Source organism: Streptomyces sp. NPDC001401 (assembly GCF_042895385.1).
GTDB lineage: Bacteria > Actinomycetota > Actinomycetes > Streptomycetales > Streptomycetaceae > Streptomyces.
Genome location: NZ_JBIAWI010000021.1, coordinates 78,540 through 101,549, shown reverse-complemented (window position 1 = coordinate 101,549; position 23,010 = coordinate 78,540). Strand labels below are relative to the sequence as shown.

General features: G+C 69.5%; 22 protein-coding genes and 1 pseudogene. 8 read left to right on the top strand and 15 right to left on the bottom strand.

Annotation, left to right across the window (positions count from 1 at the left end):
- Position 1: 1 nt before the first annotated feature.
- Positions 2–1,639 (bottom strand): APC family permease, encoded by a 1,638-nt coding sequence (locus tag ACFY10_RS45550; RefSeq protein ID WP_390671270.1) that lies wholly within the window; start codon positions 1,637–1,639, stop codon positions 2–4.
- A 223-nt stretch (positions 1,640–1,862) separates the two neighbouring features.
- Positions 1,863–2,270, bottom strand: coding sequence for a CoA-binding protein (locus tag ACFY10_RS45545; RefSeq protein ID WP_390671359.1), 408 nt, complete (start codon positions 2,268–2,270; stop codon positions 1,863–1,865).
- A 316-nt stretch (positions 2,271–2,586) separates the two neighbouring features.
- Between ACFY10_RS45545 and ACFY10_RS45540 the strand changes: the two genes are divergently transcribed.
- The 5 genes from ACFY10_RS45540 to ACFY10_RS45520 all read left to right on the top strand — a co-directional run bounded on the left by ACFY10_RS45540 (position 2,587) and on the right by ACFY10_RS45520 (position 8,903).
- On the top strand, positions 2,587–3,351 hold the full coding sequence (locus ACFY10_RS45540; RefSeq protein ID WP_390671269.1) for a hypothetical protein: 765 nt from the start codon (positions 2,587–2,589) through the stop codon (positions 3,349–3,351).
- Positions 3,348–3,899: a SixA phosphatase family protein gene (locus ACFY10_RS45535; RefSeq protein ID WP_390671268.1), complete on the top strand. Its 552-nt coding sequence runs from the start codon at positions 3,348–3,350 to the stop codon at positions 3,897–3,899. The genes ACFY10_RS45540 and ACFY10_RS45535 overlap by 4 nt, the downstream gene beginning before the upstream one ends.
- Before the next feature lie 119 nt (positions 3,900–4,018).
- Positions 4,019–4,645: a YigZ family protein gene (locus tag ACFY10_RS45530; protein WP_390671267.1), complete on the top strand. Its 627-nt coding sequence runs from the start codon at positions 4,019–4,021 to the stop codon at positions 4,643–4,645.
- A gap of 107 nt (positions 4,646–4,752) precedes the next feature.
- Complete coding sequence (locus ACFY10_RS45525) at positions 4,753–5,916, top strand: exonuclease SbcCD subunit D (protein ID WP_390671266.1); 1,164 nt, start codon at positions 4,753–4,755, stop codon at positions 5,914–5,916.
- Positions 5,913–8,903 carry an AAA family ATPase gene (locus ACFY10_RS45520; protein ID WP_390671265.1) on the top strand — a complete coding sequence of 997 codons (2,991 nt, stop codon included), beginning with the start codon at positions 5,913–5,915 and terminating at the stop codon, positions 8,901–8,903. Before ACFY10_RS45525 ends, ACFY10_RS45520 begins: the two co-directional genes overlap by 4 nt.
- Here ACFY10_RS45520 and ACFY10_RS45515 read toward each other — a convergent pair.
- Positions 8,897–8,968, bottom strand: a pseudogene (locus tag ACFY10_RS45515) (Lrp/AsnC family transcriptional regulator); the annotation flags it as partial. The gene ACFY10_RS45520 and the pseudogene ACFY10_RS45515 sit on opposite strands and share 7 nt — an antisense overlap.
- A 506-nt stretch (positions 8,969–9,474) precedes the next feature.
- Between ACFY10_RS45515 and ACFY10_RS45510 the strand changes: the two are divergent.
- The gene (locus ACFY10_RS45510) at positions 9,475–10,590 is read left to right on the top strand and encodes a pentapeptide repeat-containing protein (protein WP_390671264.1); all 1,116 of its coding nucleotides are present in this window, start codon (positions 9,475–9,477) and stop codon (positions 10,588–10,590) included.
- Positions 10,591–10,842: 252 nt separating this feature from the next.
- A complete protein-coding gene (locus tag ACFY10_RS45505) occupies positions 10,843–11,286 on the top strand; it encodes a hypothetical protein (RefSeq protein ID WP_390671263.1) in 444 nt (147 codons plus the stop codon).
- A gap of 76 nt (positions 11,287–11,362) precedes the next feature.
- Here ACFY10_RS45505 and ACFY10_RS45500 read toward each other — a convergent pair whose 3' ends face one another.
- Positions 11,363–11,617: a hypothetical protein gene (locus tag ACFY10_RS45500; protein ID WP_390671262.1), complete on the bottom strand. Its 255-nt coding sequence runs from the start codon at positions 11,615–11,617 to the stop codon at positions 11,363–11,365.
- A gap of 22 nt (positions 11,618–11,639) precedes the next feature.
- A complete protein-coding gene (locus tag ACFY10_RS45495) occupies positions 11,640–11,804 on the bottom strand; it encodes a hypothetical protein (protein WP_390671261.1) in 165 nt (54 codons plus the stop codon).
- A 255-nt stretch (positions 11,805–12,059) separates the two neighbouring features.
- On the opposite strand from ACFY10_RS45495, the gene ACFY10_RS45490 reads away from it, so the two are divergent.
- Positions 12,060–13,046 (top strand): helix-turn-helix domain-containing protein, encoded by a 987-nt coding sequence (locus ACFY10_RS45490; RefSeq protein WP_390671260.1) that lies wholly within the window; start codon positions 12,060–12,062, stop codon positions 13,044–13,046.
- A gap of 466 nt (positions 13,047–13,512) precedes the next feature.
- Here ACFY10_RS45490 and ACFY10_RS45485 read toward each other — a convergent pair whose 3' ends face one another.
- The 10 genes from ACFY10_RS45485 to ACFY10_RS45440 all read right to left on the bottom strand — a co-directional run bounded on the left by ACFY10_RS45485 (position 13,513) and on the right by ACFY10_RS45440 (position 22,991).
- A complete protein-coding gene (locus ACFY10_RS45485) occupies positions 13,513–14,934 on the bottom strand; it encodes an ATP-binding protein (RefSeq protein WP_390671259.1) in 1,422 nt (473 codons plus the stop codon).
- Between the two features lie 512 nt (positions 14,935–15,446).
- Positions 15,447–15,824, bottom strand: a complete 378-nt coding sequence (locus ACFY10_RS45480; protein WP_390671258.1) for a YgjP-like metallopeptidase domain-containing protein — start codon at positions 15,822–15,824, stop codon at positions 15,447–15,449.
- A gap of 431 nt (positions 15,825–16,255) precedes the next feature.
- Positions 16,256–17,071, bottom strand: a complete 816-nt coding sequence (locus ACFY10_RS45475) for a hypothetical protein (protein WP_390671257.1) — start codon at positions 17,069–17,071, stop codon at positions 16,256–16,258.
- A gap of 16 nt (positions 17,072–17,087) precedes the next feature.
- Complete coding sequence (locus ACFY10_RS45470; RefSeq protein WP_390671256.1) at positions 17,088–17,690, bottom strand: hypothetical protein; 603 nt, start codon at positions 17,688–17,690, stop codon at positions 17,088–17,090.
- Positions 17,691–17,780: 90 nt separating this feature from the next.
- Positions 17,781–19,394 (bottom strand): ParB/RepB/Spo0J family partition protein, encoded by a 1,614-nt coding sequence (locus ACFY10_RS45465; RefSeq protein WP_390671255.1) that lies wholly within the window; start codon positions 19,392–19,394, stop codon positions 17,781–17,783.
- 72 nt (positions 19,395–19,466) lie between these two features.
- A complete protein-coding gene (locus tag ACFY10_RS45460) occupies positions 19,467–20,084 on the bottom strand; it encodes a hypothetical protein (protein WP_390671254.1) in 618 nt (205 codons plus the stop codon).
- 62 nt (positions 20,085–20,146) lie between these two features.
- Positions 20,147–20,518, bottom strand: a complete 372-nt coding sequence (locus tag ACFY10_RS45455; protein WP_390671253.1) for a hypothetical protein — start codon at positions 20,516–20,518, stop codon at positions 20,147–20,149.
- A gap of 113 nt (positions 20,519–20,631) precedes the next feature.
- Complete coding sequence (locus tag ACFY10_RS45450) at positions 20,632–21,492, bottom strand: N-6 DNA methylase (protein ID WP_390671252.1); 861 nt, start codon at positions 21,490–21,492, stop codon at positions 20,632–20,634.
- Between the two features lie 396 nt (positions 21,493–21,888).
- Positions 21,889–22,458, bottom strand: coding sequence for a hypothetical protein (locus tag ACFY10_RS45445; RefSeq protein WP_390671251.1), 570 nt, complete (start codon positions 22,456–22,458; stop codon positions 21,889–21,891).
- 62 nt (positions 22,459–22,520) lie between these two features.
- Positions 22,521–22,991, bottom strand: coding sequence for a hypothetical protein (locus ACFY10_RS45440; protein ID WP_390671250.1), 471 nt, complete (start codon positions 22,989–22,991; stop codon positions 22,521–22,523).
- Positions 22,992–23,010 lie beyond the last annotated feature (19 nt).

Genomic DNA, 23,010 nt, shown 5'->3' with positions numbered 1-23,010 from the left:
GTCAGTGCGCGGGAGCGTCGGTGACGACGACCTCCTCGATGCTCCGCTCGATCGCCTCGGGCTGGGAGGAGGTCGCCCGGGCCCAGTAGTAGATGACCAGCGAGAAGACGGCGATGACCAGCATGTCCCACCACAGGGCGAGGTTGCCCGTGCCGCCGAAGCCGCCCTGGGCGGAGATGACGCCCATGCCCAGCAGATAGACCGGCAGCCACTGCGCGGCCTTGAAGTCCATGCGGGGCGCGTCGGGCTGGTTCGTGGCGTTGGCCCACCAGGCGTATCCGCCGAGAAGCAGGTAGCCGAGGACGACCGCGATGCCGAGGCGCCACAGGATGTCCCAGCCGGCCCAGTAGATGATCAGGTTGGCCACGATGAACGACACCGGGGCGATCACCTTGCCGGCGGGCAGCCGGTACGGCCGCTCGTGGTTCGGCAGCTTGTCGGCGAAGACGCCGTACGCCAGCGGTGCGCCCGCGTACATCAGGACGCTCGCCGAGGTGATGAACCCGACCAGCTGCTGCCAGCTGGGGAAGGGCAGGAAGCAGACCACGCCGGTCACGAAGGAGATGATCAGGCCGAACCACGGCACGCCCCGGGAGTCGGTGCGGGCGAAGATCTTCGGCGCGTAACCGTTCTTGGCCAGACCGTAGGAGACGCGAGAGGTGGCGGTGGTGTAGATCAGGCCGGTGCCACCGGGGGAGATGATCGCGTCCGCGTAGAGGACGAACGCGAGCCAGCCCAGGCCCACCAGCGTCGCGAGGCCCGCCCACGGTCCGCTGATGCCCACGTAGTCCAGGGCTGCCCAGCCCTTGGCGAAGGTGCTGTGCGGCAGCGCGCCGATGAACACGATCTGCAGCAGGATGTAGATCACCGCGCCGATCGCGACCGAGCCGAGCGTCGCCCGGGGCAGGTCCCGCTTCGGGTTGCGGCTCTCGCCCGCCAGCTGGATCGCCTGCTCGAAGCCCAGCAGCGCGAAGATGATGCCGCTGCCGCTGATGGCGCTGAGCACGCCCTTGGCGCCGAACGGGGCGAAGCCCTCCGAGGTGAAGTTGGCCGAGTGGAAGTTGCCGATGGCGATGACGAAGATCGCGCCCAGCGGGACGGCGATCTTCCACCAGGTGGCGGCGCTGTTGGTGTGCGCCAGGGCCCGGACGCCGAAGAAGTTGACCGCGACGAAGACGGCCATGAGGAGGACGGCCGTGACGATACCGGGGCCGGTCAGCGTCTGATCCTTGTGCTGCAGGCCTTGCGCCCAGCTCCAGTGACCGGCGTAGCCGATCATCGCCTCGACCTCGATCGGTGCCACGGTGGCCGCCTGCAGCCAGGAGAACCAGCCGAAGGAGAGGCCGGCCAGGCCGCCGAAGGCGTAGTGCGGATAGCGGGCCGTGCCGCCGGCCACCGGGAACATGCCGCCGAGTTCGGCGTGCACGAGGGCCAGCAGGACGATGGCCACCGTGCCGATCACCCACGAGATGATCGCCGCGGGTCCGGCCGCCGCCACGGCCTTCTCGGCGCCGTACAGCCAGCCGGAGCCGATGATGGAACCGACGGAGGCCCACATCAGACCGATCAGTCCGACGTCACGCCTGAGACCGGTGGGGCCCCTGGTGTCTTCCAGGGAGGCCTGCTCGACGCTCACCATATTTTCAGAGACCTCTCACGAGATGAATAGTTGTTTTCAGTGCGTGCGACGTCGCAGGTTAGGAAACATCAGGGGTCCAGCAGAAGACTCATGGTGAAGTTTTGACCAATGCGGACGCTGGGTAGCGGGTGCCGTACGACCGGTGGCACATGGCGCCGCGGGCGGCGTGCTCAAGGGGGCGGCCGCTCTCATGTGCACGGCACGCCTGTGGGCCCCGCCGCGTTCAGCCGAGGAGGGGTATCTCGATGGCGGGGCAGCGGTCCATCACCATGTCGACGCCCGCCGCGCGCGTACGGTCGTACGCCGCCTCGTCGATCACGCCGAGCTGGAACCAGACGGCCTTGGCGCCCTTGGCGACCGCCTCGTCGGCGACTGGTCCGGCGAGGTCGCTGTTGACGAAGACGTCGACGACATCCACGTCGAAGGGGATGTCGGCGAGGGAGGCGTACCCCTGCTCGCCGTGGACCGTCTCCGCCTTGGGGTGCACGGGCACGATGCGCTTGCCGAAGCGCTGCAGGACCTGGGCGACGCCGTAGGCGGCGCGGCCTCGGTTCGACGAAAGGCCCACCACGGCCCAGGTGTCGCCGGACTCGGTGAGGATCTTGCGGATCGTCGCCCCATCGCCGTACACCGCGGCCTCCCTGCGCCTCACGGACCTGCTGTCCTGACGGACAACGGCTGGGAGAGCGCGATGATTCCCCGGTATCTGCCGCACCCTGAACGGCTGTTCGCAAGGGGGCGCCCGATGCCCGGCCACGACATGCTCGCCGCAGGCCCGGCCGTCCAACTCGACGCGGCCGTGGTCCGGCACCACAGACCCCCTGGGGATCGGCTCTGCACGCGCGCGTGCCTCACATCCACGCGGAGCCGGCGGCACGCGCCCGTGCGCGTCACGCATCCCCGCGCACCTGGTTGAATCCCGCCGCGATGTCCGGAATTCGCGCCGGATGCCTGCGCGCGGCCGTCCGCCCGCCTACGCTCAGCCCGTGCTGCGCATCACCGACGCCCGAACCGGCGAGTCCGTCGACGCCGCCCCTGCCCGCCGGGGGCTGACCCGGGTCGAAGCCCATGTGCCGGATTTCCACACCGGCGCCCTGCGTGTACTGCTGGTCGCCGACCTTCTGGTGCGGGCACTGGAGCTCGGCGGCACTCCGGTGTGGGGGGTGCTGACGGGCGAACGGGGGCAGGCGGAGCTGCGGGCCGGGGCGGCGGCGCTCGGCATCCGGCCCTTCGAGGACAGGCGGGACGTCGGTCCCGGACTGGGCGAGGCCCAGGTCCTGCACGTCGTGGGGGAGGGCAGTACGACACCCGACGGCGTCCAGGTCGCCGTCGCCGCCGTCGACTCGGAGCCGCCCGGCATCACGGAGGGCGCCGACAAGGCCGACCTGCGCCTTGCCCTGATCTCCCGGCGCCGCAGCACGCCCCTGCAGCTCGACTCGGCCGCGCTGAGCGAGGCCCGCGAAACCCTCGCGCGCTGGCGCCGCGCGGTCGCCGCCTGGGCGCAGCAGCCGTCGCGGCCGATTCCCGACGAGGCGCGCGCACGCCTCCGTACCGCCTGGGAGGACGATTTGGACGTCCCCGCTGTGCTCGAGGTGCTGGCCTGGGTGGAGACCGACTCCGAGCTGCCGGACGGCGCCCGCTTCGAGACGTACGCCTACGCGGACCGGCTGCTCGGCCTCGATCTCACCCGCGACCTCGGATCCCCGGCATGATCGCGCGCGCGGGAGCCGGCCCGCTGCGTCGCCTGGTGGTGCTGCGGCATGCCAAGTCGGCCTGGCCGGCGGGCGTCCCCGACCACGAACGCCCGCTCGCGCCGCGCGGCCGCCGGGACGCACCGGCCGCCGGCCGTGCCCTCGCCGAGGCCGACTGCCTGCCGGACCTCGCCCTGTGTTCCACCGCCGTACGCGCGCGCCAGACCTGGGAACTGGCCTCGGCCCAGTGGGGCACACCGCCCCCGGTACGCCGTGACCCGCGGCTGTACGCCGCGGACGTGTCCGACCTGCTGACCGCCGTGCACGAGGTGTCCGCCGAGGTCGAGACGCTGCTCCTGGTCGGGCACAACCCCGGCCTCGAGGACCTCGTCCTGGAACTCGCCGGGGACAGCCTCGACGACGCCCTGGACGAGGTGCGGGTGAAGTTCCCGACCTCGGCGATCGCGGTACTGGCCTGGCACGGACCCGCCTGGGACGCGCTCGCCCCGGGCACGGCCCTGCTCACGAGCATGATCGTGCCGCGGGGCAAGAAGGACGGAAAGAAGTAAGGACGGAAAGAAGAAGAGCGGCGCGAAGCAGGACTGAGCCGGCCCATTGCCTGCCAGGTGTGGCCGTTCGCCCGCACCTCCGGGCGGGCGAGCGCACGCGCGCCGCATAGGCTGGGCGGATGCAGGACGAGTACCGCACGGTCGCCCACGCGGGCGTGCACGAGACCGAGGTCAACCGCTCCCGCTTCCTGTGCGCCCTGGCGCCGGCGGCCACCGAGCAGGAGGCCCAGGACTTCATCGCCGCCGTGCGCAAGGAGCACGCGGACGCCACCCACAACTGCTGGGCCTACGTCATCGGCGCCGACGCCTCCGTCCAGAAGGCGAGCGACGACGGCGAACCGGGCGGCACCGCGGGCGTCCCCATGCTCCAGATGCTGCTGCGCCGGGAGATGCGGTACGTCGTCGCCGTCGTCACCCGCTACTACGGCGGCGTCAAGCTCGGCGCGGGCGGACTCATCAGGGCGTACGGCGGCGCGGTCGGCGAGGCCCTGGACACCCTGGGCACCCTCACGCGCCGCAGGTTCCGCCTGGCCACGGTGACGGTCGACCACCAGCGCGCCGGCAAGGTCCAGAACGACCTGCACTCGACGGGACGCGAGGTGCGCGACGTGCGCTACGGCGAGGTGGTCACCATCGAGATCGGCCTGCCGGACTCCGACGTGGACGCCTTCCGGGCCTGGCTTGCCGACGTGACCGCCGGGACGGCCGGGTTCGAACTGGGCGGGGAGGCCTACGGGGACGCGTGAGAGTCCGTACGAAAAGGGCGTAACGGACTGGTACGGGGCGGCTCATGACGGGCCGATACGGGAGTAACCGACCGTGATGTCAGACCCGGCCGTTAGGGTCGGGGATCATGAGGCTGCTGCACACTTCCGACTGGCATCTCGGCCGGGCGTTCCACCGGGTGAACATGCTCGGGGCCCAGGCCGAGTTCATCGGTCACCTCGTCACGACCGTGCGCGAACGCGGGGTGGACGCGGTGGTCGTGTCGGGGGATGTGTACGACCGGGCGGTGCCGCCGCTGGCCGCGGTCGAGTTGTACGACGACGCGCTGCACCGCCTCGCCGACCTGGGCGTGCCCACGGTGATGATCTCCGGGAACCACGACTCTGCCCGCCGGCTCGGCGTCGGCGCCGGCCTCATCGGGCGTGCGGGCATCCACCTGCGGACCGAGCCGTCGGCGTGCGGGACCCCGGTGGTGCTGTCCGACGCACATGGTGACGTGGCCTTCTACGGGCTGCCGTATCTCGAACCCGCCCTGGTGAAGGACGAGTTCGGCGTGGAGAAGGCGGGCCACGAGGCCGTGCTCGCCGCCGCCATGGACAGGGTCCGCGCCGACCTCGCCACGCGCGCGCGGGGCACCCGTTCCGTCGTCCTCGCGCACGCCTTCGTCACCGGCGGCGAGGCCAGCGACAGCGAGCGGGACATCACCGTCGGCGGGGTCGCCGCCGTGCCCGCCGGGGTCTTCGACGGCGTGGACTACGCGGCACTCGGCCACCTGCACGGCTGCCAGACGATCACCGATCGTGTGCGCTACTCCGGCTCCCCGCTGCCGTACTCCTTCTCGGAGGCCGACCACCGCAAGACCATGTGGCTCGTCGACCTCGACGCCGACGGCTCCGTCACCGCCGAGCGCGTCGAGTGCCCGGTGCCGCGCGCGCTGGCCAGAATCAGGGGCACTCTGGAGGAACTGCTCGCCGATCCCGGGCTCGCACGGCATGAGGACGCGTGGGTCGAGGCCACCCTCACCGACCCGGTCCGCCCGGCCGACCCCATGGCCCGGCTCACCGAGCGCTTCCCGCACACCCTCAGCCTCGTCTTCGACCCCGAGCGGTCACCGGACGACCCGGACGTGTCGTATGCCAGGCGGCTCGCGGGCCGCAGCGACCAGGAGATCGCCGAGGACTTCGTCGCCCATGTGCGTGGCGCCGGACCCGACGAGCGCGAACAGGCCGTGCTGCGGGACGCGTTCGACGCGGTGCGCGCCGACGAGGCCGTGCGGGAGGTGGCGCGATGAGGCTGCACCGGCTGGACATCACGGCGTTCGGGCCGTTCGGCGGCTCGCAGACCGTCGACTTCGGCGAGTTGTCGGCGGCCGGGCTCTTTCTGCTGCACGGGCCGACGGGAGCGGGCAAGACGTCCGTCCTCGACGCGGTGTGCTACGCGCTCTATGGCTCCGTCCCCGGGGCCCGCCAGAGCAGTCAGGGCCTGGCCCTGCGCAGCGACCACGCGGCGTCCGGTACGCGTACCGGGGTGACCCTCGAACTGACCGTCGCCGGACGCCGGTTGGAGGTCACCCGGCAGCCGCCCTGGGAGCGCCCCAAGAAGCGCGGCTCGGGCACGACACTGGAGAAGGCCCAAAGCTGGCTGCGCGAGTACGACGCGACGGCCGGTGCCTGGAAGGATCTCAGCCGCTCGCATCAGGAGATCGGTGAGGAGATCACCCAGCTGCTCGGCATGAGCCGGGAGCAGTTCTGTCAGGTCGTGCTGTTGCCCCAGGGCGACTTCGCCCGCTTCCTGCGTGCCGACGCCGAGGCGCGCGGCAAGCTGTTGGGCCGTCTCTTCGACACCCACCGCTTCGCGGAGGTCGAGAAGCGCCTGGCCGAGCGCCGCCGCGCCGCCGAGGCCCGGGTACGCGAAGGGGACGCCGCGCTGCTGGCCGACGCACACCGCATGCAGCAGGCGGCGGACGGCGCCATGGACCTGCCTCAACTGGCACCGGGGGAGCCGGGGTTGGCGGAGGCCGTCATCGGTGCCGCGGCCGTCGCCCGCAGCACCGCACGCGAACGGCTGACGGTCGCCCACTGCCGCCTCACGTCCGTCGAGTCGGCGCAGGCGGCCGCCGAGCGCGCGCTGAGCGACGTACGCGAAGTGGACCGGCTGCAGCAGCGGTTCGCCGAGGCGAGGGAGCGCGCCTCGCGGCTGGAGGAGCGGGCCGATGCGCACCGGGAGGCACAGGCGCGCATGGAGCGGGCCCGCAAGGCCGAGGCGGTCGCGCCCGCCCTGGAGCTCAGGGAGGCCGCGGACACCGAGCACCGTCGTGCGGCCGCCGCCGAGGCACGCGCGCGTTCCCTGCTGCCCGAGTCCTTCGCGGACGCCGGCGCCGCAGGGCTCGCGACCGCGGCCCGCCGCACCGCAGAGGAACTGGGCGGCCTGGAGTCCGCCCGCCGCGCCGAACAGCGACTGGCCGCACTTGTCGCGGAGCGCGCCGGTCTGGACCGGCAGGAGCGTGCCGACGAGGACGTGCTGCAGGAGGCCGAGGCCTGGCTTGCGGACTGGGAGGCGACCCGCGCCGGACTGCAGGCCCGGATCGAATCCGCGCAGCAGGCCGCGACGAGGGCCGAGCAGTTCGGCGTGCAGCGCGAGCCCGCACAGCGCAGGCTCGGCGCGGCCCGCCACCGCGACCAGTTCGCCCGCGACACCGACGAGGCCCACGCACGCGTGCTCGCCGCCCGCGAACGGGCCACCGAAGCCCGCGCCCACTGGCTCGGCCTCAAGGAACAGCGGCTGAACGGCATCGCGGCCGAACTGGCCGCGGGCCTCACCGACGGCGAACCGTGCGCCGTCTGCGGAGCCACCGAACATCCCGCCCCCGCGCGCAAGGTCGCCGGGCATGTCGACCGCGAGGCGGAGGAGCGCGCCCTCGCCGCCTACCAGCGCGCCGACGAACAGCGCGCCGAGGACGAGCGGCGCCTCGGCGTCGTACGAGAGGCGCTCGCCGCCGCCACCGCCGAGGCGGGCGACACACCCACGACCCGACTCGCCGAAGAGGTCGAGGAGTTGGAGCGGCTGTACGCGCAGGCGCGCGCTGCCGCCTCCGAGCTGCACCCGGCGAGCGAGCAGCTGCGGCGGGCGGAGCAGGAGCACGAGCGGCGGACCGCGGCGCGGCAGGAGGCGGCGGTCCGAACCGCCTCGCGAGTGGGCCACCGCGAGCGGCTGGACCGCGAACGGACCGGCTTGGAAGGGGAGTTGGCGCAGGCGCGCGGTACGGCGGAGAGTGTGGCGGCGCGGGCCGCGCAGCTGGAGCGGCAGGTCGCGCTGCTCACCGAGGGCGCCGACGCCGCACGGGCCGCCGAGGACACCGCCCAGCGGCTCAAGGACGCCGACGCCCGGCTGGCCGACGCCGCCTTCAGGGCCGGCTTCGACACCCCGCAGGCCGCAGCCGCCGCGCTCCTCGACGACGCCGCACACCGCGAGCTCCAACGCCGTCTGGACGTGTGGCAGTCCGAGGAGGCGGCCGTGCGCGCGGTCCTCGCGGAGGCCGACACCGCGGCCGCCGCCCAGCAGCCGCCCGCCGACCTCGCCTCGGCGGAACGAGCCGCTGCTGTCGCGGCCCAGCGGCTGCGCGACGCCGCCTCCGCACGCGACGCGGCCGCCCGCCGCTGCACCGAACTCGACCGGCTGTCCGCTCAATCCGCCGCGGGCGTACGACGGCTGGCCCCGCTGCGCGAGGAGTACGACCGGGTGGCCCGCCTGGCCTCCCTCACTGCGGGCACCTCGGCGGACAACGAGCGCAAGATGCGCCTGGAGTCGTACGTGCTGGCGGCGCGCCTGGAACAGGTGGCCGCCGCGGCGACCGTGCGGCTGCAGCGCATGTCGTCCGGCCGCTACACCCTCGTCCACTCCGACGACCGGGCCGGACGCGGCCGCAGCGGTCTGGGACTGCACGTCGTCGACGCGTGGACCGGACGTGAGCGGGACACGGCGACACTGTCGGGCGGCGAGACGTTCTTCGCCTCGCTGGCGCTCGCACTCGGCCTCGCGGACGTCGTCACCGACGAGGCCGGCGGAGTCCGCCTGGACACGCTCTTCATCGACGAGGGCTTCGGCAGCCTCGACGACCAGACCCTCGACGAGGTCCTCGACGTGCTCGACTCGCTGCGCGAGCGCGACCGCAGCGTCGGCATCGTCAGCCACGTCGCCGACCTGAGACGCCGTATCCACGCGCAACTGGAGGTCGTGAAGGGAAGATCGGGGTCGGTGGTCCGGCAGCGAGGTCAGTGACCCAGGGGCCGCCGGGGCAGCGGGGACGAGTAGACGACGCTCGTGGTCACCGAGCCGAGCGCGCCGGTAGGTTGCGGCCAGTCGGGGTGGATTTGTTACCTGCCTTTCCGTCCCTTTCCTTGGTCTTCTTTGTCCTTCTGTCCCCCTCCTGTCCCCCGGGAAGCCCCGTTTCGCCATCGATTCCCCTGGCCAAGGCGCCGCCCTGTGCGACGCTGCAGATAGAGGCCCATGGAGTGATCCGCTGACTACCGCTCAGGGTTCGCGTGCGGCTCAGAGCCGTGGTCCTCCCCGCCGCTGTGCCGTAGCCGTTGCCCACTGCCCGCACGCGCACACGGTCCGGCCTTAGCTCCACAGTGATGAGGATTCCTGAAATTGAGGAATCACCATCAGTGTGAGTGCTGTGTGCGACTACCGGCCTTGTTTGCGGAAGGGGCAGCGGATCACTGCTCGTGCCAGCTGGAATGTCGCCATGACGATGAGGGGGACTCCGCGCTCGGGAGCACGTGGCACGCAACTCCAGCGGATCGTTCGGCGCAGGCGCCGGGCGGCCGCCTCCCGACCGCGCGCTCCTTTGGGCTCACGGCAGCAGGGGCAGCGCCGCAGGGCAACCGAACGGTTCAGTTGCAACACCATGCCAGCAGCTGACAGGGGCGCCGACGGCCAGGCGACCAGCTGGTGGACGCGACTTGAGAGGAGCGTCGGGTTGCTGGTCAGCATGGCAACTCTTGCTGTGGCTGCCTTCACGTGGATATCGATCAAGCAGGTGAACAGCGAGCAGAGCATCACGCGGGAGGGCCAGATCACTGACCGGTACAACGTAGCGGTCCAGAATCTCGGCAACAGCTCCCAGGATGTCCGACTGGGCGGCGTCTACGCACTTCAGCGCATCATGCAGGACTCCTCGCGTGACCAGCCCACCATCGTTGACGTACTGGCGGCGTACGTCCGCGCCCACGCCGCGAAGTCGCCGGACAAAGCCAGCCCGGACGGCGGTCCGAACCAGGTCATGCATACCCCGGCCAGCGATGTCGAGGCGGCGCTGTCGGTCCTGCGGGACAGGGAAAGCCGCCATGACGGCAGCGCACAACTGGACCTGAGCGGCAGAGCTCTGAACGACACGGATCTGCACGGCGCGGATTTCCATGGTGCCGATCTCCAGGACGCGGACCTGCGCGGCATGAACCTCCGCGGCACGGACCTGCACGCTGCGAACCTCTTCGGCGCGGAACTCTCGGGTTCGCTGCTCAACCAGAAGCTCCGGGGCGCGGACTTTCACGACGCGATCCTCAACGTCGCCGACCTGTACTACTCGGACCTGGTGGGCGTGAACATGCGCGGCGCGAAGTTGGGCGGGGCCACCCTCACCCACTCGTGGCTCCTCCGAACGGACCTCGGTGGCGCTACACTCCGCGGCGCAGACCTGGGAGGTTCGTCCCTGCGCAAGGCCAACCTGGCCGGCGCCGACCTCGAAGGAGCCACGCTGGCCGGCGTGGATTTCACCGGCGCGAACCTGGCTCATGCAGACCTGCGGGGTGCGGATCTCAAGGCAGACGACGACTGGGACGACGCCGTGGTGAGCGTTCAGCAGCTGCTGAGCGCCAAGCTCGACAAGGCCACCAAGCTGCCCGCCACATTGGCGAAGGACCCACGGATACGGAAGGCAATCGCTTCCCCAGGCGAGGGCTGAACAGCAGGCAGGAGTACTGCGGAGAGAGCCGTTTTCAAGGGTCTGGGCGACATCTCGTGACGGTCACGAGATGTCGCCCAGACCCTTGAATCTCGTCAGAGTCGCTCTTCCCGTCGCTTAGTTGGATGTTGAACGGCGTGGGGAAAAGTGACGATCACGAGCATGCGTGCGAGACCTGGCCGTGGATCTTTGATCACGCCGACGCTGTCCATCTCTGCCTTCGAGATGCGCGGGCTCGTCTAGGCTGGCCCGGTGGGGGTCAAGCTGTGGGAACGATGGGGCAGACAGCCGGTGTGGGCGAGGTGGGCCCTCGCGGTGTACTTGATCGGTTTTCTCGTAGGGACTCGCACCCACGTTCTCGATGTGGCCCGTGACGGTGTCCACGCCTATGCGATGTTCCCGCAGGTGCCCTTGCAGGTGTTCTTCGTCAGCCTGGTGGTCCTCGATCCGCTGGTTATCTTGCTGGTGGGACTCGCACGGCGAGAAGGGATCTGGCTAGCGGGCGCCGTGATGGTGCTGGACATGTGCGGCAACTGGTGGGGCAACTGGCACTGGCTTCGCGACGATCCTTCACAGCTGATGCGGCTGCTGCCCCTCACGGTCTTCGGAGTATTCGTCGTCGGGTCCGTGCGCCCCTTGCATCGCGCGGTCGCTGGGGCGGCGGGCAAGCCCGAGATAGCCCTGCCGTCTGCCTGACGAGGGCGGTTTGCTGAGGGGGACCGTCAGGTCGTCGGGCCCTGAAGATCGGTGACGGTCAGTCGGAGTTGTCCGCTTAGTAGACGCGGAGCATGGAGATGATGCCGTCGACGGTGTCGGAGATCGCGATGTTGTCGATCCAGCGGTGCCCGATGTGAGCGGTGTGGCAGATGCTGTCAGGGTGCTCGCCGCGTACTGCGCCATTGCCGCAACGCGGGGTTGAGACGTAGCCGTCGTGGTATGGCCCGGGACGTGACACAGTGGCGGTACGAAGGCGTGCGGCCGGCCCCGGGTGCGTTGCTGCCTGCTCCACCCCGAGGCGGCCTGTCATCAACTCCTTCAGCCTGGCCCGGTCACCCGTGAGGGTGACCGGGCCAGTTGCTGGTCACGGTGACGATGAGCGAGCCGATCTGCACCGCCAGGGCGACCAGGGGCTCGATGCGGCCGACGGCCTTGAGGCCGCGGGCCAGACGCCGCCGGCAGGACTGCCTCGGCTCCCGCTTAGTGGGGTCGTGCATGTCGTGCACGGTTCTCCTTCCTTACAGGTGGCGGTCGGCCTGAGCCGTCGCCCCGAAGGGCATCCGGCATCGGGCACGGGTGGGAAAACCAGTACACGGGCTTCGCTTTGATCACTCCAATGCGTGAACAGAGGGCCCGAAGAATGCCGAACAATTCGCTGACCTGCGCCAGCAACATCGACTTCATCGAACGGGGCATGGTGCGGCACTAGTTCCGGAACAATCGGCGGTCTGTGAACAATGGGGGGAGGGCCTATGGCAGGCCGGAGGCTGAAGGACTTACCCGCAGACGGAACGGCCCGTACACAACTCGCACAGCGGCTACGTGCGCTGAAGCGGCAGGCCGGGGATCCGACCTATGCGGAGATCAGCAAACGTACCGGCTACTCGCGTGCTGCCCTGTCTGGCCTGTTCAACGGTCAGGTGCCCAGTCGTGAGTTCTTGTGCGACGTGGTCGAATGGCTCGGTGGGAAACCGCAGGAGTGGCTGGAAGTGCTCGGGCGGGCGCAACGCGAGGAACAGGCTCTGCAGCATCCCGTCGATCCCTCCGGTATCGCGGACGAACTGGAGCGGGTCCGTCAAGAGAACGCCGCGCTCAAACTCATGATCGCCAACCCGGAGGACGCCGGGTATTGGGCAGATCGCAAGCTGATGGCCGCCGCTGAGCGTGCGCGCACCGCGGCGGACACTGAACGACACGCGCGGGAACTACTCAGCCAGGCGCTGGCTGAACTCGAGCACCTCACGACAATGCGCGCTGTCGTTCAGGAAAGATGCGACGTGATGATCCAGAACGCCATGACCCAGGCCTCACTCGCCGAGGAGAAAGCTCGTCTGACCGCCGCCGAGCTGATCCGCGGCGCTGAAGACACGGCCGCCGACCTCCTCGACATGGCCGTAACGGATGCGGACCATATCCGCAGCGAAGCGCAGAGCGAGATATCGAGCCTGCATGCCAGATCCGGTGTGCAGGTCGATGCCCTGCTGCGGGAAGCGGACCTGGTTGCAGCCGATGCCCGGCGGGAGACCGAAAGCCTCAAAACACGGGCCCGTATCGAGATCCAGCGGATGGTCCGCGATGTTCAGGACACCCTTCGCCGTGTCGGGGAAGGGGACAAGGCGTCGCTGCTGGAGCAGCTGCTGATGGACTTCGCCATCGGCGACGTCCACCCAGATGACGGCTCATCAGGACGTCACCGCCGTACGGCGGTGCCCGCCTCGCGGCCCGAACTTACTGCTTGACCGGCCTTGGCCTCAGCAACCGCGATCATGATCGGCCGCGTGCGGTGAGCCCTTTGTACGTGGCTGGCGACCATGTACCGCTGACAGAGGTACGACGTTCACCCGACCAGGGAATTCCCGCCCGGGAGCGTGATCGCTACTGGTAGTCGATCGTGACCGTCACGAGATGTCGCCCAGACCCGTTTTCAAAGAGTCCCAACAACAGTCGTCAATACCGTGCGAGTCGTCTCAGACTCTTGCTACGGCGCGAGCGGCACCAGCACGCGGGGCGGAGAGGCCTCAGCACTCACAGGCGTCTCCATCATCCGGCCGTCATCCGACGGCACTCGTCGCCGTCGCACCGCAGCGTCCGCGGACACCACGGCAGCGCAGGAGCTCCAGGCTACTCAGGACATGACGACAGAGTCGGTGATTGGCCCGTTGCCTGGCGGCGGCCGGGGGTGACACGTGGATGGCTGCTCGCGTGTCAGGTCCAGGCGTCGAGGAGTTCCTCGGGTGTGAGGGTGGGGATCCTTTCTGCGGTGCTGCCGCTGCGGGCGACGGCGAGCAGAGGGGTGTCGTCGTCGGCGCCGGGGAGTTGGGAGCGGTGGGTGATAAGGCGGGAGAGGTCGCGTTGGTCGAAGGGCTTGTTCTCCAGCCACTTGATCGATCCCGCGAAGGTGATCTTCTTGGCAATGGGGGAACGGTCGGCTCCGATGAGGTCGATTTCCGGGTCGTTGGTGCGGGTCCAGTAGCCGCCGACGGCGTTGGTGTCTTCGGGGAGGCGGTCGTCGGCCAGGCGCCAGAGAGCCTCGCGGATGACGGGTTCGATGGCCCGGCCGCGCCAGGATGTCCAGCTGGTGCGGATGGAGTCGAGGACGCGGTCGCCGCGGCCTCGCTCGACGGCGGGGATGCCGGGGCCGATGAAGGAGAGCCAGAAGCGCAGGTAGGGGTCGTCGATGCGGTAGCGGGTCTCGCGGCTGGGTTTGGTGGACAGGGGCAGTTCGGCGGCGACCATGCGGCGTGTGGTGAGGAGTTCGAGGGAGCGTTTGACGGAGCCGGGGTTGAGGCCGCCGGCGGCCCGGCCAATGAGGGTGAAGGTGCGTTCGCCGTGGCCGATGGCGCCGAGAACGGTGCGGGCTTGTGCCTCGGTGGGGAATTCGGCGGCGAGGGTGCGCTCGCCGCTGACGAGCAGGGCTGAGGTGGGCTTGCGCAGCGCGGAGGCGAGGTAGTCCCACAGCCCGGCGCCGTGCGGCCACTCTTCCAGGATCAGCGGGAGTCCGCCGGAGATGAGGTAGGCGTCGAGGGCGTCGGCGGCGGGGAGGTCGAGCATCGCAGCGACATCGGCTGGGTTCAGCGGGGGGACGATCATTTCGGTGCCGCGCTGGTAGAAGGGCCGTCCGTAGGTGTTGAGCTGTTCCATCATGGCGACGTCGGAGCCGATGAGGACGAGCAGCACCGGAAGTTTCGACAGCGTCCGGTCGAAGGCCTTCTGCAGGGCTCCTTCGAAGGTGGGGTCCTCGCGTACGAGGTAGGGCATCTCGTCGAGGACGACGACGCTGGGTGCATCGGTGGGGAGGGCGTTCGCGAGCAGACCCAGGGCGGCGTCCCAGGTCTGCGGGGCGGTGAAGTCCGCGAAGTGGCTCGCGTCGGGCAGGCTGGAGGTGCTCACTTCGGCGGCGAAGCCGGCCAGGTCTTCTTCCTTTGAGCCGCCGACGGCAGTGAAGAAGACGTGCGGCAGTTCGGCGCGCTCGAGGAACTCTTCCACCAGCCGGGACTTGCCGACGCGGCGACGTCCGCGGATCAATACGGCGCGCCCGGGCCGTCCACCGCGCCCGCCGGTCCTCACCGGTTGCAGCAGGTCGTCCAGGAGATCGAGTTCGGTTCGGCGGCCAATGAAGCCGTTCATGGTGCACTACCCCGTTAGACCTCTATGAAAGTTTCCCTTATGAAACTTTCTTTTATGCAAGTATCATACCTTACTCGTTCGCTTCCCTGCCCTCTTCCGGTGCTCCAGCCCACGCGCCTTGATCTGCAGCTGTGTCGGTTCGGTGCCCCCGCGCGTGCCCCACGCAGTCGACTGCTGGCCGTGCGTGCGGGGCAGCCCGCCCGCAGTACCAGCAAGCCCCTCGGGGTGACTTCCGGGCGCACCGGGGCGTCGCCGACGGGGCGCAGCGTGGATGAGGAGCCGTCGGCGTGCCGTTGGGTATGGCGTGAAGGTTGAGGGTGCGGTGGATGAGCTCGTTCAGGGGCGGGGGTGGGAGTTGGGCTGTTGCCCAGTGGAGGGTGAGTTGGTTGTTGTGGTGGTGGGCCCATGTGGTGCGCGGTGCGTTCGTCAGCGTTTGAGGCTGGATGTTTTTCAGCCATTCACGGCCGGTTTCGGCGTAGAAGTTGATGATGGTTTGCCAAGCTTCATCCGTTTTAGGGGGCCGTGCTGCTGTGCAGGGTGATCCGGTCGCCGGTGCGGGGGTCTCGAATGGAGGTGAGTGGCCGCTGCTGGCTGGTGTCGGGGGTGATCTGCAGGCGGTGCGGCTGGCCGAGGACGGTGAATTCTTCGCCGGTGGTGAGGTGCTTGAGTGGGTTGTGCGGCAGGGTCTCTGCGAGGTGGGTGAGGCGCCGGTAGATCCATGCGCGGCGTCGTTCGACGAGGGCGGCGGCGTCCGTGTCGGTGGTGGTGTGAGGGCCGCGGAGGACGATGTCGCCGCGCTTGGTGACGGTGACGTCGAGCGTGGTTCTGTTGCTGGTGCGAACGGTGACGTTGATGGTGCCGACTCGTATGGTGCGGTCGGTCGAGGGCATGGTCGTGTGTCCTTCGTGCGGGGGCGAGGGGCGGCTGGCGTGTGGTGGGCTGCCTTGCCGGGTCGGTGCAGGCTGCACACCCGGGCATGGGGGATGCCGTGGACGGGAAGGTCCAGGACATGCCGGGCCGTGCGTCCGCACAGCTGACAGGCTAGGTCGAAGGCGCGCAGCATGCGCAGAGGGCGTATCGGCTCGCCGTCGCGCAGGGTGATCGGCATGTCCTGGCCTTCGAGGGTGAGCAGCCACAGAGGCTGGAGGTGGCGTCGCCGGGTGAGGATGGTCAGAGAGCTGTCATTGCCGACCAGGGTGAGGGTGTCGCCTTCGTGTAGGGCGGCGGCCTGGATGGTCGGCGTCTGCTCGACGGTGACGATGAAGCTGTTGGGCGGCGTGGTCGTGCTCATGGTGGTCTGTCGTGCGGGTGAGGCTTCGGCTCAGGCGTCCGTGCTGTCCGTGTGCCGCTCGACGGCGGCGAGCATTAGAGCGAGCCCTCGGGCGAGCTTGCGGACCTCGCTGCTGTACAGAACGAGCTCCACGGCCTGCCCGCCAGTGCCGACGTGAAGGCGGTCGCTGTACTGGGCCTGAGGCGACTTCGCCTCGTAGTGCCCTGGCCTGGCACGTGCCCAGTCCTCGGCACCGTGGAAGCGCCCCCTCTGAAACCAAGTGCGATCCATGGCCGCCTCGACGAACGTGCCCCACGCCCGGGCCGGCACGCGTACCGCTTCGACCTTCGCCGTCGCTCCTTCGTTGTCGACCACGATGTACCAGCGGCCGAGCACCCCGCTGTCGAAGCTGAGGATGTTCCCGTAGCGGGCCTGCAGCGCGGGCCACACCATCTGGATCAGTTCCACCGCCCGGTCGACGGCAGCGGTCTGCGCCCTCTTATGCGAGGCGACCGCCGCCTCCCACGGCTCTCGGTCGGTGGTGAAGCCGTCCTGCTGCTCGTAGTTGGCCACCCTGGTCCGCGCGCCCTTGTCGATGAGCGCGTACCCGAGGTCCTCGGCGTAGCCGGGAGTCATCTCGGTGATCAGCTCGCGGCCGTCGTGGACGGTGTGCAGGCGGAGGAAGCGCACGTAGTCCTGCTCGTCGGGTAGAGGGTCGACGATGTGCGGGTTGCGCTGGGCGAATTCGGTGGGGATCAGCTCGTCCCCTTCGGTGCGTACGGTCCAGGCGCCGCTGGCCGTGACGGCCTGCGACAGGTGCTTGGAGACTTTCGGGTACCAGATGGCCTTGCGGCGGTTGATCTTCATGGGTGTCTCGTGCCGTTCAGGAAGCGGTGGTGCTGGCAGCGGGGGCGGGGACTTCGGTGCCGGTCACGGTGCGGAGCACGTTCACGAAGGTGCTGGCGGTCACGTCGGACAGGTCGAGGTAGGCGATACGGATGCCGCCTTCGTCGTCGGCGTGGATGGTGGCCCTGCCGCCGGGCCAGCGCAGATCTGCGACGCCGGGCACCGACCCGTAGGCCACCTGTGCCTCGGGGCCGGCCAGTTGCTCAGCCGTGGTCATGAACGCCTTGAGTGCGCTGAGCGTACGGTCGGTGCGCACGCTGAGGTCGGCGAGGAGCCTGGTCCACGCGGGCATGCCCGTGGTGAGGATGGCGTCGGCGACGGCCCGCGGATCCCCGATCGTGCCGATCACTTCGTGGCGGTGGTCGCTGCGGCGGCGCCAGACGAAGGCGTGTGCATGAGACAGGGAGACCTTGATGGCGCCGGACGCGCGTACTGGCGTCGGGGTGGCAACTTCCAGTGACGTGACGGGGCCGTTGAGGAGTGCGAGGTCGCTGTGCCCGCAGCTGTCTGCTGTCCAGTCGGGTCCCAGCAGGGCAGCCTGGATGCGGGTGTAGTCGAGCGCGGAGCGAGCAGTGCGCATGGAGTGGTTCCTTCGAAGTGGTGGGCAGAGGGTGATTGCGGGCTGGAGGCCGGCGGGAGGCCCGTGGTGGGAGCCTCCCGCCGAAGGACATCAGGCTGCGGCCGCAATCGGCTCGTGCTCCTGGCTGTCCTCGGCGTCCTCGCTCTGCTCCGGCTCGTCGTCCCCCCGAGCGCCCGCCTTCTCTTCCTCCTGCTGGGCGCGGCCCTTGGCCACGCTCTCCGCTTCGACGGTGCTCAGCGCGTAGCCCTCCGCTTGCAGGAACGTCAGCCACGCGACGGTCTGCTCATTGATGCGGTTGCGCCAGGCGGCGTCGTCCATGTGCTCCACCTCGTAGGCGCCAGCGACGTGGGCGAGCAGGACCCTCCAGGAGCGCGCTGGGTTGGTGCGTGAGATGACCGTGCCGAACGGGTCGTCCACCCGAGTCCACTGGCTGTTGCCCTCGTTGGGGTCCTCGACGCCGAGGAAGCGTGCGGTCAGGTCGGTCCTCTTACGGCTGACGTAGTTCTCGTACGCGTAGCTGGTGCCGGTGATCATCGAGAGGATCAGCGGCCACACGCGGGTGCTGGCCTCGGGCTGCTGGCACAGGTCCTTGATGAAGTCCGCGCGGACCTCGCGGGCCTGCCTCCACGCCTTGTTGTTCGCTATGACCAGGCGCCGCTCCGCTTTGGCCGCCTCCTTGTCCGGGCCTGCCTGGGCGGTGTCCTTCTGGGCGGCCTCGGTGGTGAGCTGGTGGCCGTGGCGGTGCCAGGCGGTGCACAGCCAGATCACCTCGGCGTCGTTCGGGGAGACGCACGCCGCGTGACCGGGGCAGGCGTGGTGGGTCTGCGAGGTCTGCGGGGCGCCGTCCTCGGTGAGGAGGTCGGTGAGCGGCCTCGTGCTGGTGGCGGACCAGCTCCAACGCCAGTCGACGACCGTGACCTCCGCAGCGGTCAGCTCGGCGGCCTGCTGGGCACACTTGTCCGTGAGTTCCTTCTCGGCGCGCAGGCCGGCGAGGGCGTGCTTCCAATGGCCGCGCTTGGTGTTGTTCTCCCTCTGGTCACGCGCCTTGGCCCTCGTCAGCGTCCACAGGGCGTCCTCGACGCCTTCGACTTCCTGGAACTCGGCCAGTTCGATGAGGTTGAAGTCCTCCTCGATCGCCTCGGCCAGCGACGCGTCGGACAGTTGGGCGGCCTTGCTGGCGGCTCCGAGCTCGGCAGGCTTGAAACCCATGGCGCGCGCGTTACGCACCTTGCGGGCCTTGGGGATGTTCATGAGGGAGAGCTGCCGGGCCGCTTCGATGTCGTCGCGGACGGTGGCCTGGCGGCGGTGCTTGTTCTCGATGAACGACACCGTCAGCGCCGCATCGTCAACCCCGGCAAGGTCGTCTCGGACGATCGCAGGAACGAGCCGGTACGACTTCTTCTTCGCCCGGGCCTTCTTCGCGGCAGCCAGGGCCGCGTTGTTGCGGCGCTGGCCGAAGATGATCCCGAGCTTGCCTTCGTTCTCGCCTTCCTGCGGGCGCAGCACGAGCGGGGTGAGGACACCGAGTTCATCGACGCTGGCCTGGAGTTCAGGGTCGGGCTGGGTGGTGTCCTCGCCGTCTGTCTCGGCGCGGTCCTTGCGGTGGTTGTACGGGTCGACAACAAGGTCGTGGGGATCGACCCAGACGAAGCGGCCGGCGAATCCCTCGACGGCTTCCGGGCGTACGTCGGTGGTGGTGCTCATGGTGGTGGTCCTTCAAGTGACGGGGCGGGCGCGAGATGCAGTGCGCCCGCCTGATGTGGTGCGGGGCCGGGCTCAGGCAGCTGCCGCAGTGCGGCGCTTGGTCGTGCGCTTGGCCGAGGCGGAGCGGCGTGCTGTGCCCTTCGGCTTGGCCTTGGCCTTTGCGGCCGGGGCGTCGGTGTTGTCCTCGGCCGGAGGTTGGACGGCGGGAGGGATGGGCGTGCCGTTGGCGCGCAGGCGCAGCCGAGTCCCGTCGAAGGCGGGCAGCAGCACGGTGCGGATCGCGGTGAGGATCTCCTCCAGCGGCGAGTCCGTGGTGAAGCGGACCCCGGTGCTGTACCGCACCCCCTTGGGCAGCCGGGTGTTCTCACCGGCCGCACCATCGGAGCCTGCCGCCTGCTCGGCGGCGGGGCCGCCGACGGCGAAGGTCTGCACGGCCCGGCCCTGCCACAGGTGACGGATGCCAATGGACCGGCCGTCGGGGTGAACGAGGCGGATCGACCTGTCCGCGAAGCCCGCCGGGTGGTCCTCAAGGTCCTCGCTCCATCCGTCGGCGAGGGCCTCGGAGATGGGCTTGCCCAGCAGATAGAGGTCGACCTCGCTGAGAACGGCCGGCTCCGGTGCCTCGGAGTCCGCCGACTCAGGGTCCGTGAGGTCTACGGCATCGGGCCCGGCGATGGTTGTGCTGCTCAAAAGAGTGCTCCTGCTTCAAGTTGCGTCCGGATAAAGGGAGTTGGTGACTGCCGTGCGGGGATTCAGCGGACGGCGGGGATGACGGAGACGGTGCGGATGGTGCGCACGGCGTCCTCGGTCAGGCTGGTGAGCGCGCCTTGTCGGTTGAAGCCCGCGAAGATCACGGGACCTTGAATGCCGGCGATCAGGCTCTCGCCGAGGAGGAAGTGCAAGGCGATGGCCGCGTACAGGTTCGGGGGCTGGCCGTCGCGGGATGCGGCGGCGAGGGCGACGGTGTGCGAGCCGTCCGGGCGGCGTACGTAGCGCAGGGCCTCGGCGTAGTAGCCGAGCGCCTGTTGGATCTGCGTGCGCTGGGCGGTGTCGTTGGCGCTCACGTGCGGGTCGGTGATCGTGCCGTCGGTGGCGACGAGCAGGGCATGAATGGTGTCGGGCATGGCGGCCTTTCTGGCGTGTAGTCGGTGAGGTGACCCCCTTAACTTCTAAGTTAATTCTACTATGCATGGGGGTAGGGTCAACTGCGTCTGCGCAGGTCAGGAGGGGGGTGGGCCTACGCCGCGGGCGACAGGGCTTGCTCCATCAGTTGTTCGGCCTGACGCAGGGCGGCGATGATCCGCGCCTTGCCTACCACCTCGTCTCGGTGCTCGAAGACGGCCCGAGCCTCCTTCATCGCATCCGCGACGGCATTCGGATTGGCCAGCGTGTCCGCGCACGCCACGGTCACCCGCGGGCCGAGCTCCCACACCATCGCGTTCACAGCGCAACACGCGGCGGCGATCGGGTCGAAGTCGACCATCGACCACTGGAAGTCCGCAGGGTCGTGCCCGCGTTCGCGAAGGTGCTGGGCGGCCGAGCGCAGCAGCCCTCCGCTGCCGGCGCACGGATCGTGGATGTGCTCTCCGGTGCGGGGGTCGTCGATCGCGAGGCTCATGTCCATGACCTGCCCCGCCGCAAGAATGTCGGCCATGGCGTCGGCGACAGGCGCCGGGGTGTGATACTCGCCGAGCCCCTGCCGGGCGCCGTGGGAGCGCAGGCACATCATCACGGGCGACAGGACGTCCGTCGCCGAGCGCAGGAACGGATCCTCGTGGGCGGTCAGGTCGAACAAGCCGCGCTTCAGAGCTGTTTCGGCAACGGCGTGCACCGCCTGAATGCGGTATTCGTCGACCTCGTCATTCAGCCACTCATGGAGGATCCGCGCACGTTCGATCAGGTCGGGGCGGTGCATCCAGTGCGCCGACCAGATCTCGCGCAGCATCTCGATCAGCTGCGGGCCGTCCTGGACGAGGATCTGCGTCTTTAGGTCCGGGCCGTTCGGGTCCTTCTCGCGGATGAGCGAGAGGGCGGCAATGACGCCGATCGGCACCTCGATGGCCGTGCCGCCGTGCCGGTTGTGCCACCGCTCGGCCACCGCTTCGCCGATCTCCAGGGCGCGCCGGTGCGGATCGCGCACGGAGTGCGGGCGAGGCGCCCGTCGGGCGCGCGGAGCAGAAGGTGCGGCCGGCGGCGCCAACTTCGGTGGTGCTGTCGAGGGGGTGGGGCGTGCAGGCTTCGGCGCGGCGGTGAAGGTGGCGGGTATCGGCTCGGGGTCGGCGGCGATGTCTGCGAACAGATCGAGTTGCTGGGTCACGGCGAAATTGCCTTCCGTGGGTGGGGTTGGGTACAAGGCGACCCGCCCCAGGCGGGGCGGGTCGCGGCGATGAGGGCGCTTCATGCGGGGAGTCCGGGCTTCCCCTCACCCTTCGATGGTTAATTCTACTATTGTTAGGGGTGGGGTCAACCACGGATGCCCAGCTCAGGAGGGGGGTTACGCTTGATCGATCCAGGTCATGCCGTACGGGGTCTGCCACAGCCAGGACAGCCCCGCCTTGTGGATCTCCGCCCGGACCCTGTCCCACCACACCCGCCCGAAGCGGTCGGTGTGTGCCTCGACGGCCCAGGCGGCCGACGCTGCTGCCTCCGGCGCCTGCAGGATCTCAGCGACCGACTCGCCGAAACCGTGGACCCGTTCACGCAGACTCTCGTGCAGCTCGCCAACCTCGGTACGCCAGAACTCGCCACGACGGTGCTCTTGGCGCTCGTACGACAGCAGCCATCCCCGCTCGGTGATCGCCCCGTTCTGCTGTAGCGCGATCCAGGCCGCTGCCCGCTCACGTGAGAGCACCGCGGGCTTGAACATTACGTTCAGCACCTCAAGTTCAGAGGTGTCGTCCGCCCGTATCCGCGCCCCGAAGTGGGCGGCATTCGCATCGTGCCGCGCCTGGGCGCGATCCCGTGCCGCGTTCTCGGTCCGGGCGTCCCACGCGGGAATCAGATAGTTCCACGTCGTTCGGGTGTGCTCCGGGTGCGTGTACGTCACTTCCCATAGGCCCCGCATGTGCTCTCTTTCTCCTTGCTGGTCGCGCTGTTCTGTCTGGTGCCGGTGTTCGGACGGCACGTCTACTGGGGCACCGGCGTGGCCTTGTGCTGGGCCACCCAGTCCTCGAAAGCGTGCGGGTCGACGGCGCGCAGCTGCTGGATGTAGATACCGGCCATGCGGGCGTGCAAGGCGCGGGCCTTGTCGGTGAACGGAACCCGTACGGGCAGGTGCCCCCGGCCTGACGGCCGCGTCAGGCGGCTGGAGCCGGGTGCGGCAGCCGCGATGTGCCAGTCGAGGTTCGCGGCCAGCCGCACGGGCAGCTGGTCTTCGACCGGCTCGTCCTCCATGGGCCAGACGCCCTCGCCGTCGGCGGCGAAGAAATCGTGCGGACTTCCCGCCGCCGCGTCGTGCGGCATGTTCACCCACACGCGCTGGCCATGCTCAGCGTGCGGTTCGACGTCGATGACGGTGCGGTTGTAGGCCAGGCACGTTCCGTTTGTCTTCGACAGATAGAGGACGGCGACGCGATCACCCCGCTCGTACTCAATCATGTGAGGCAACTCCTGTTCT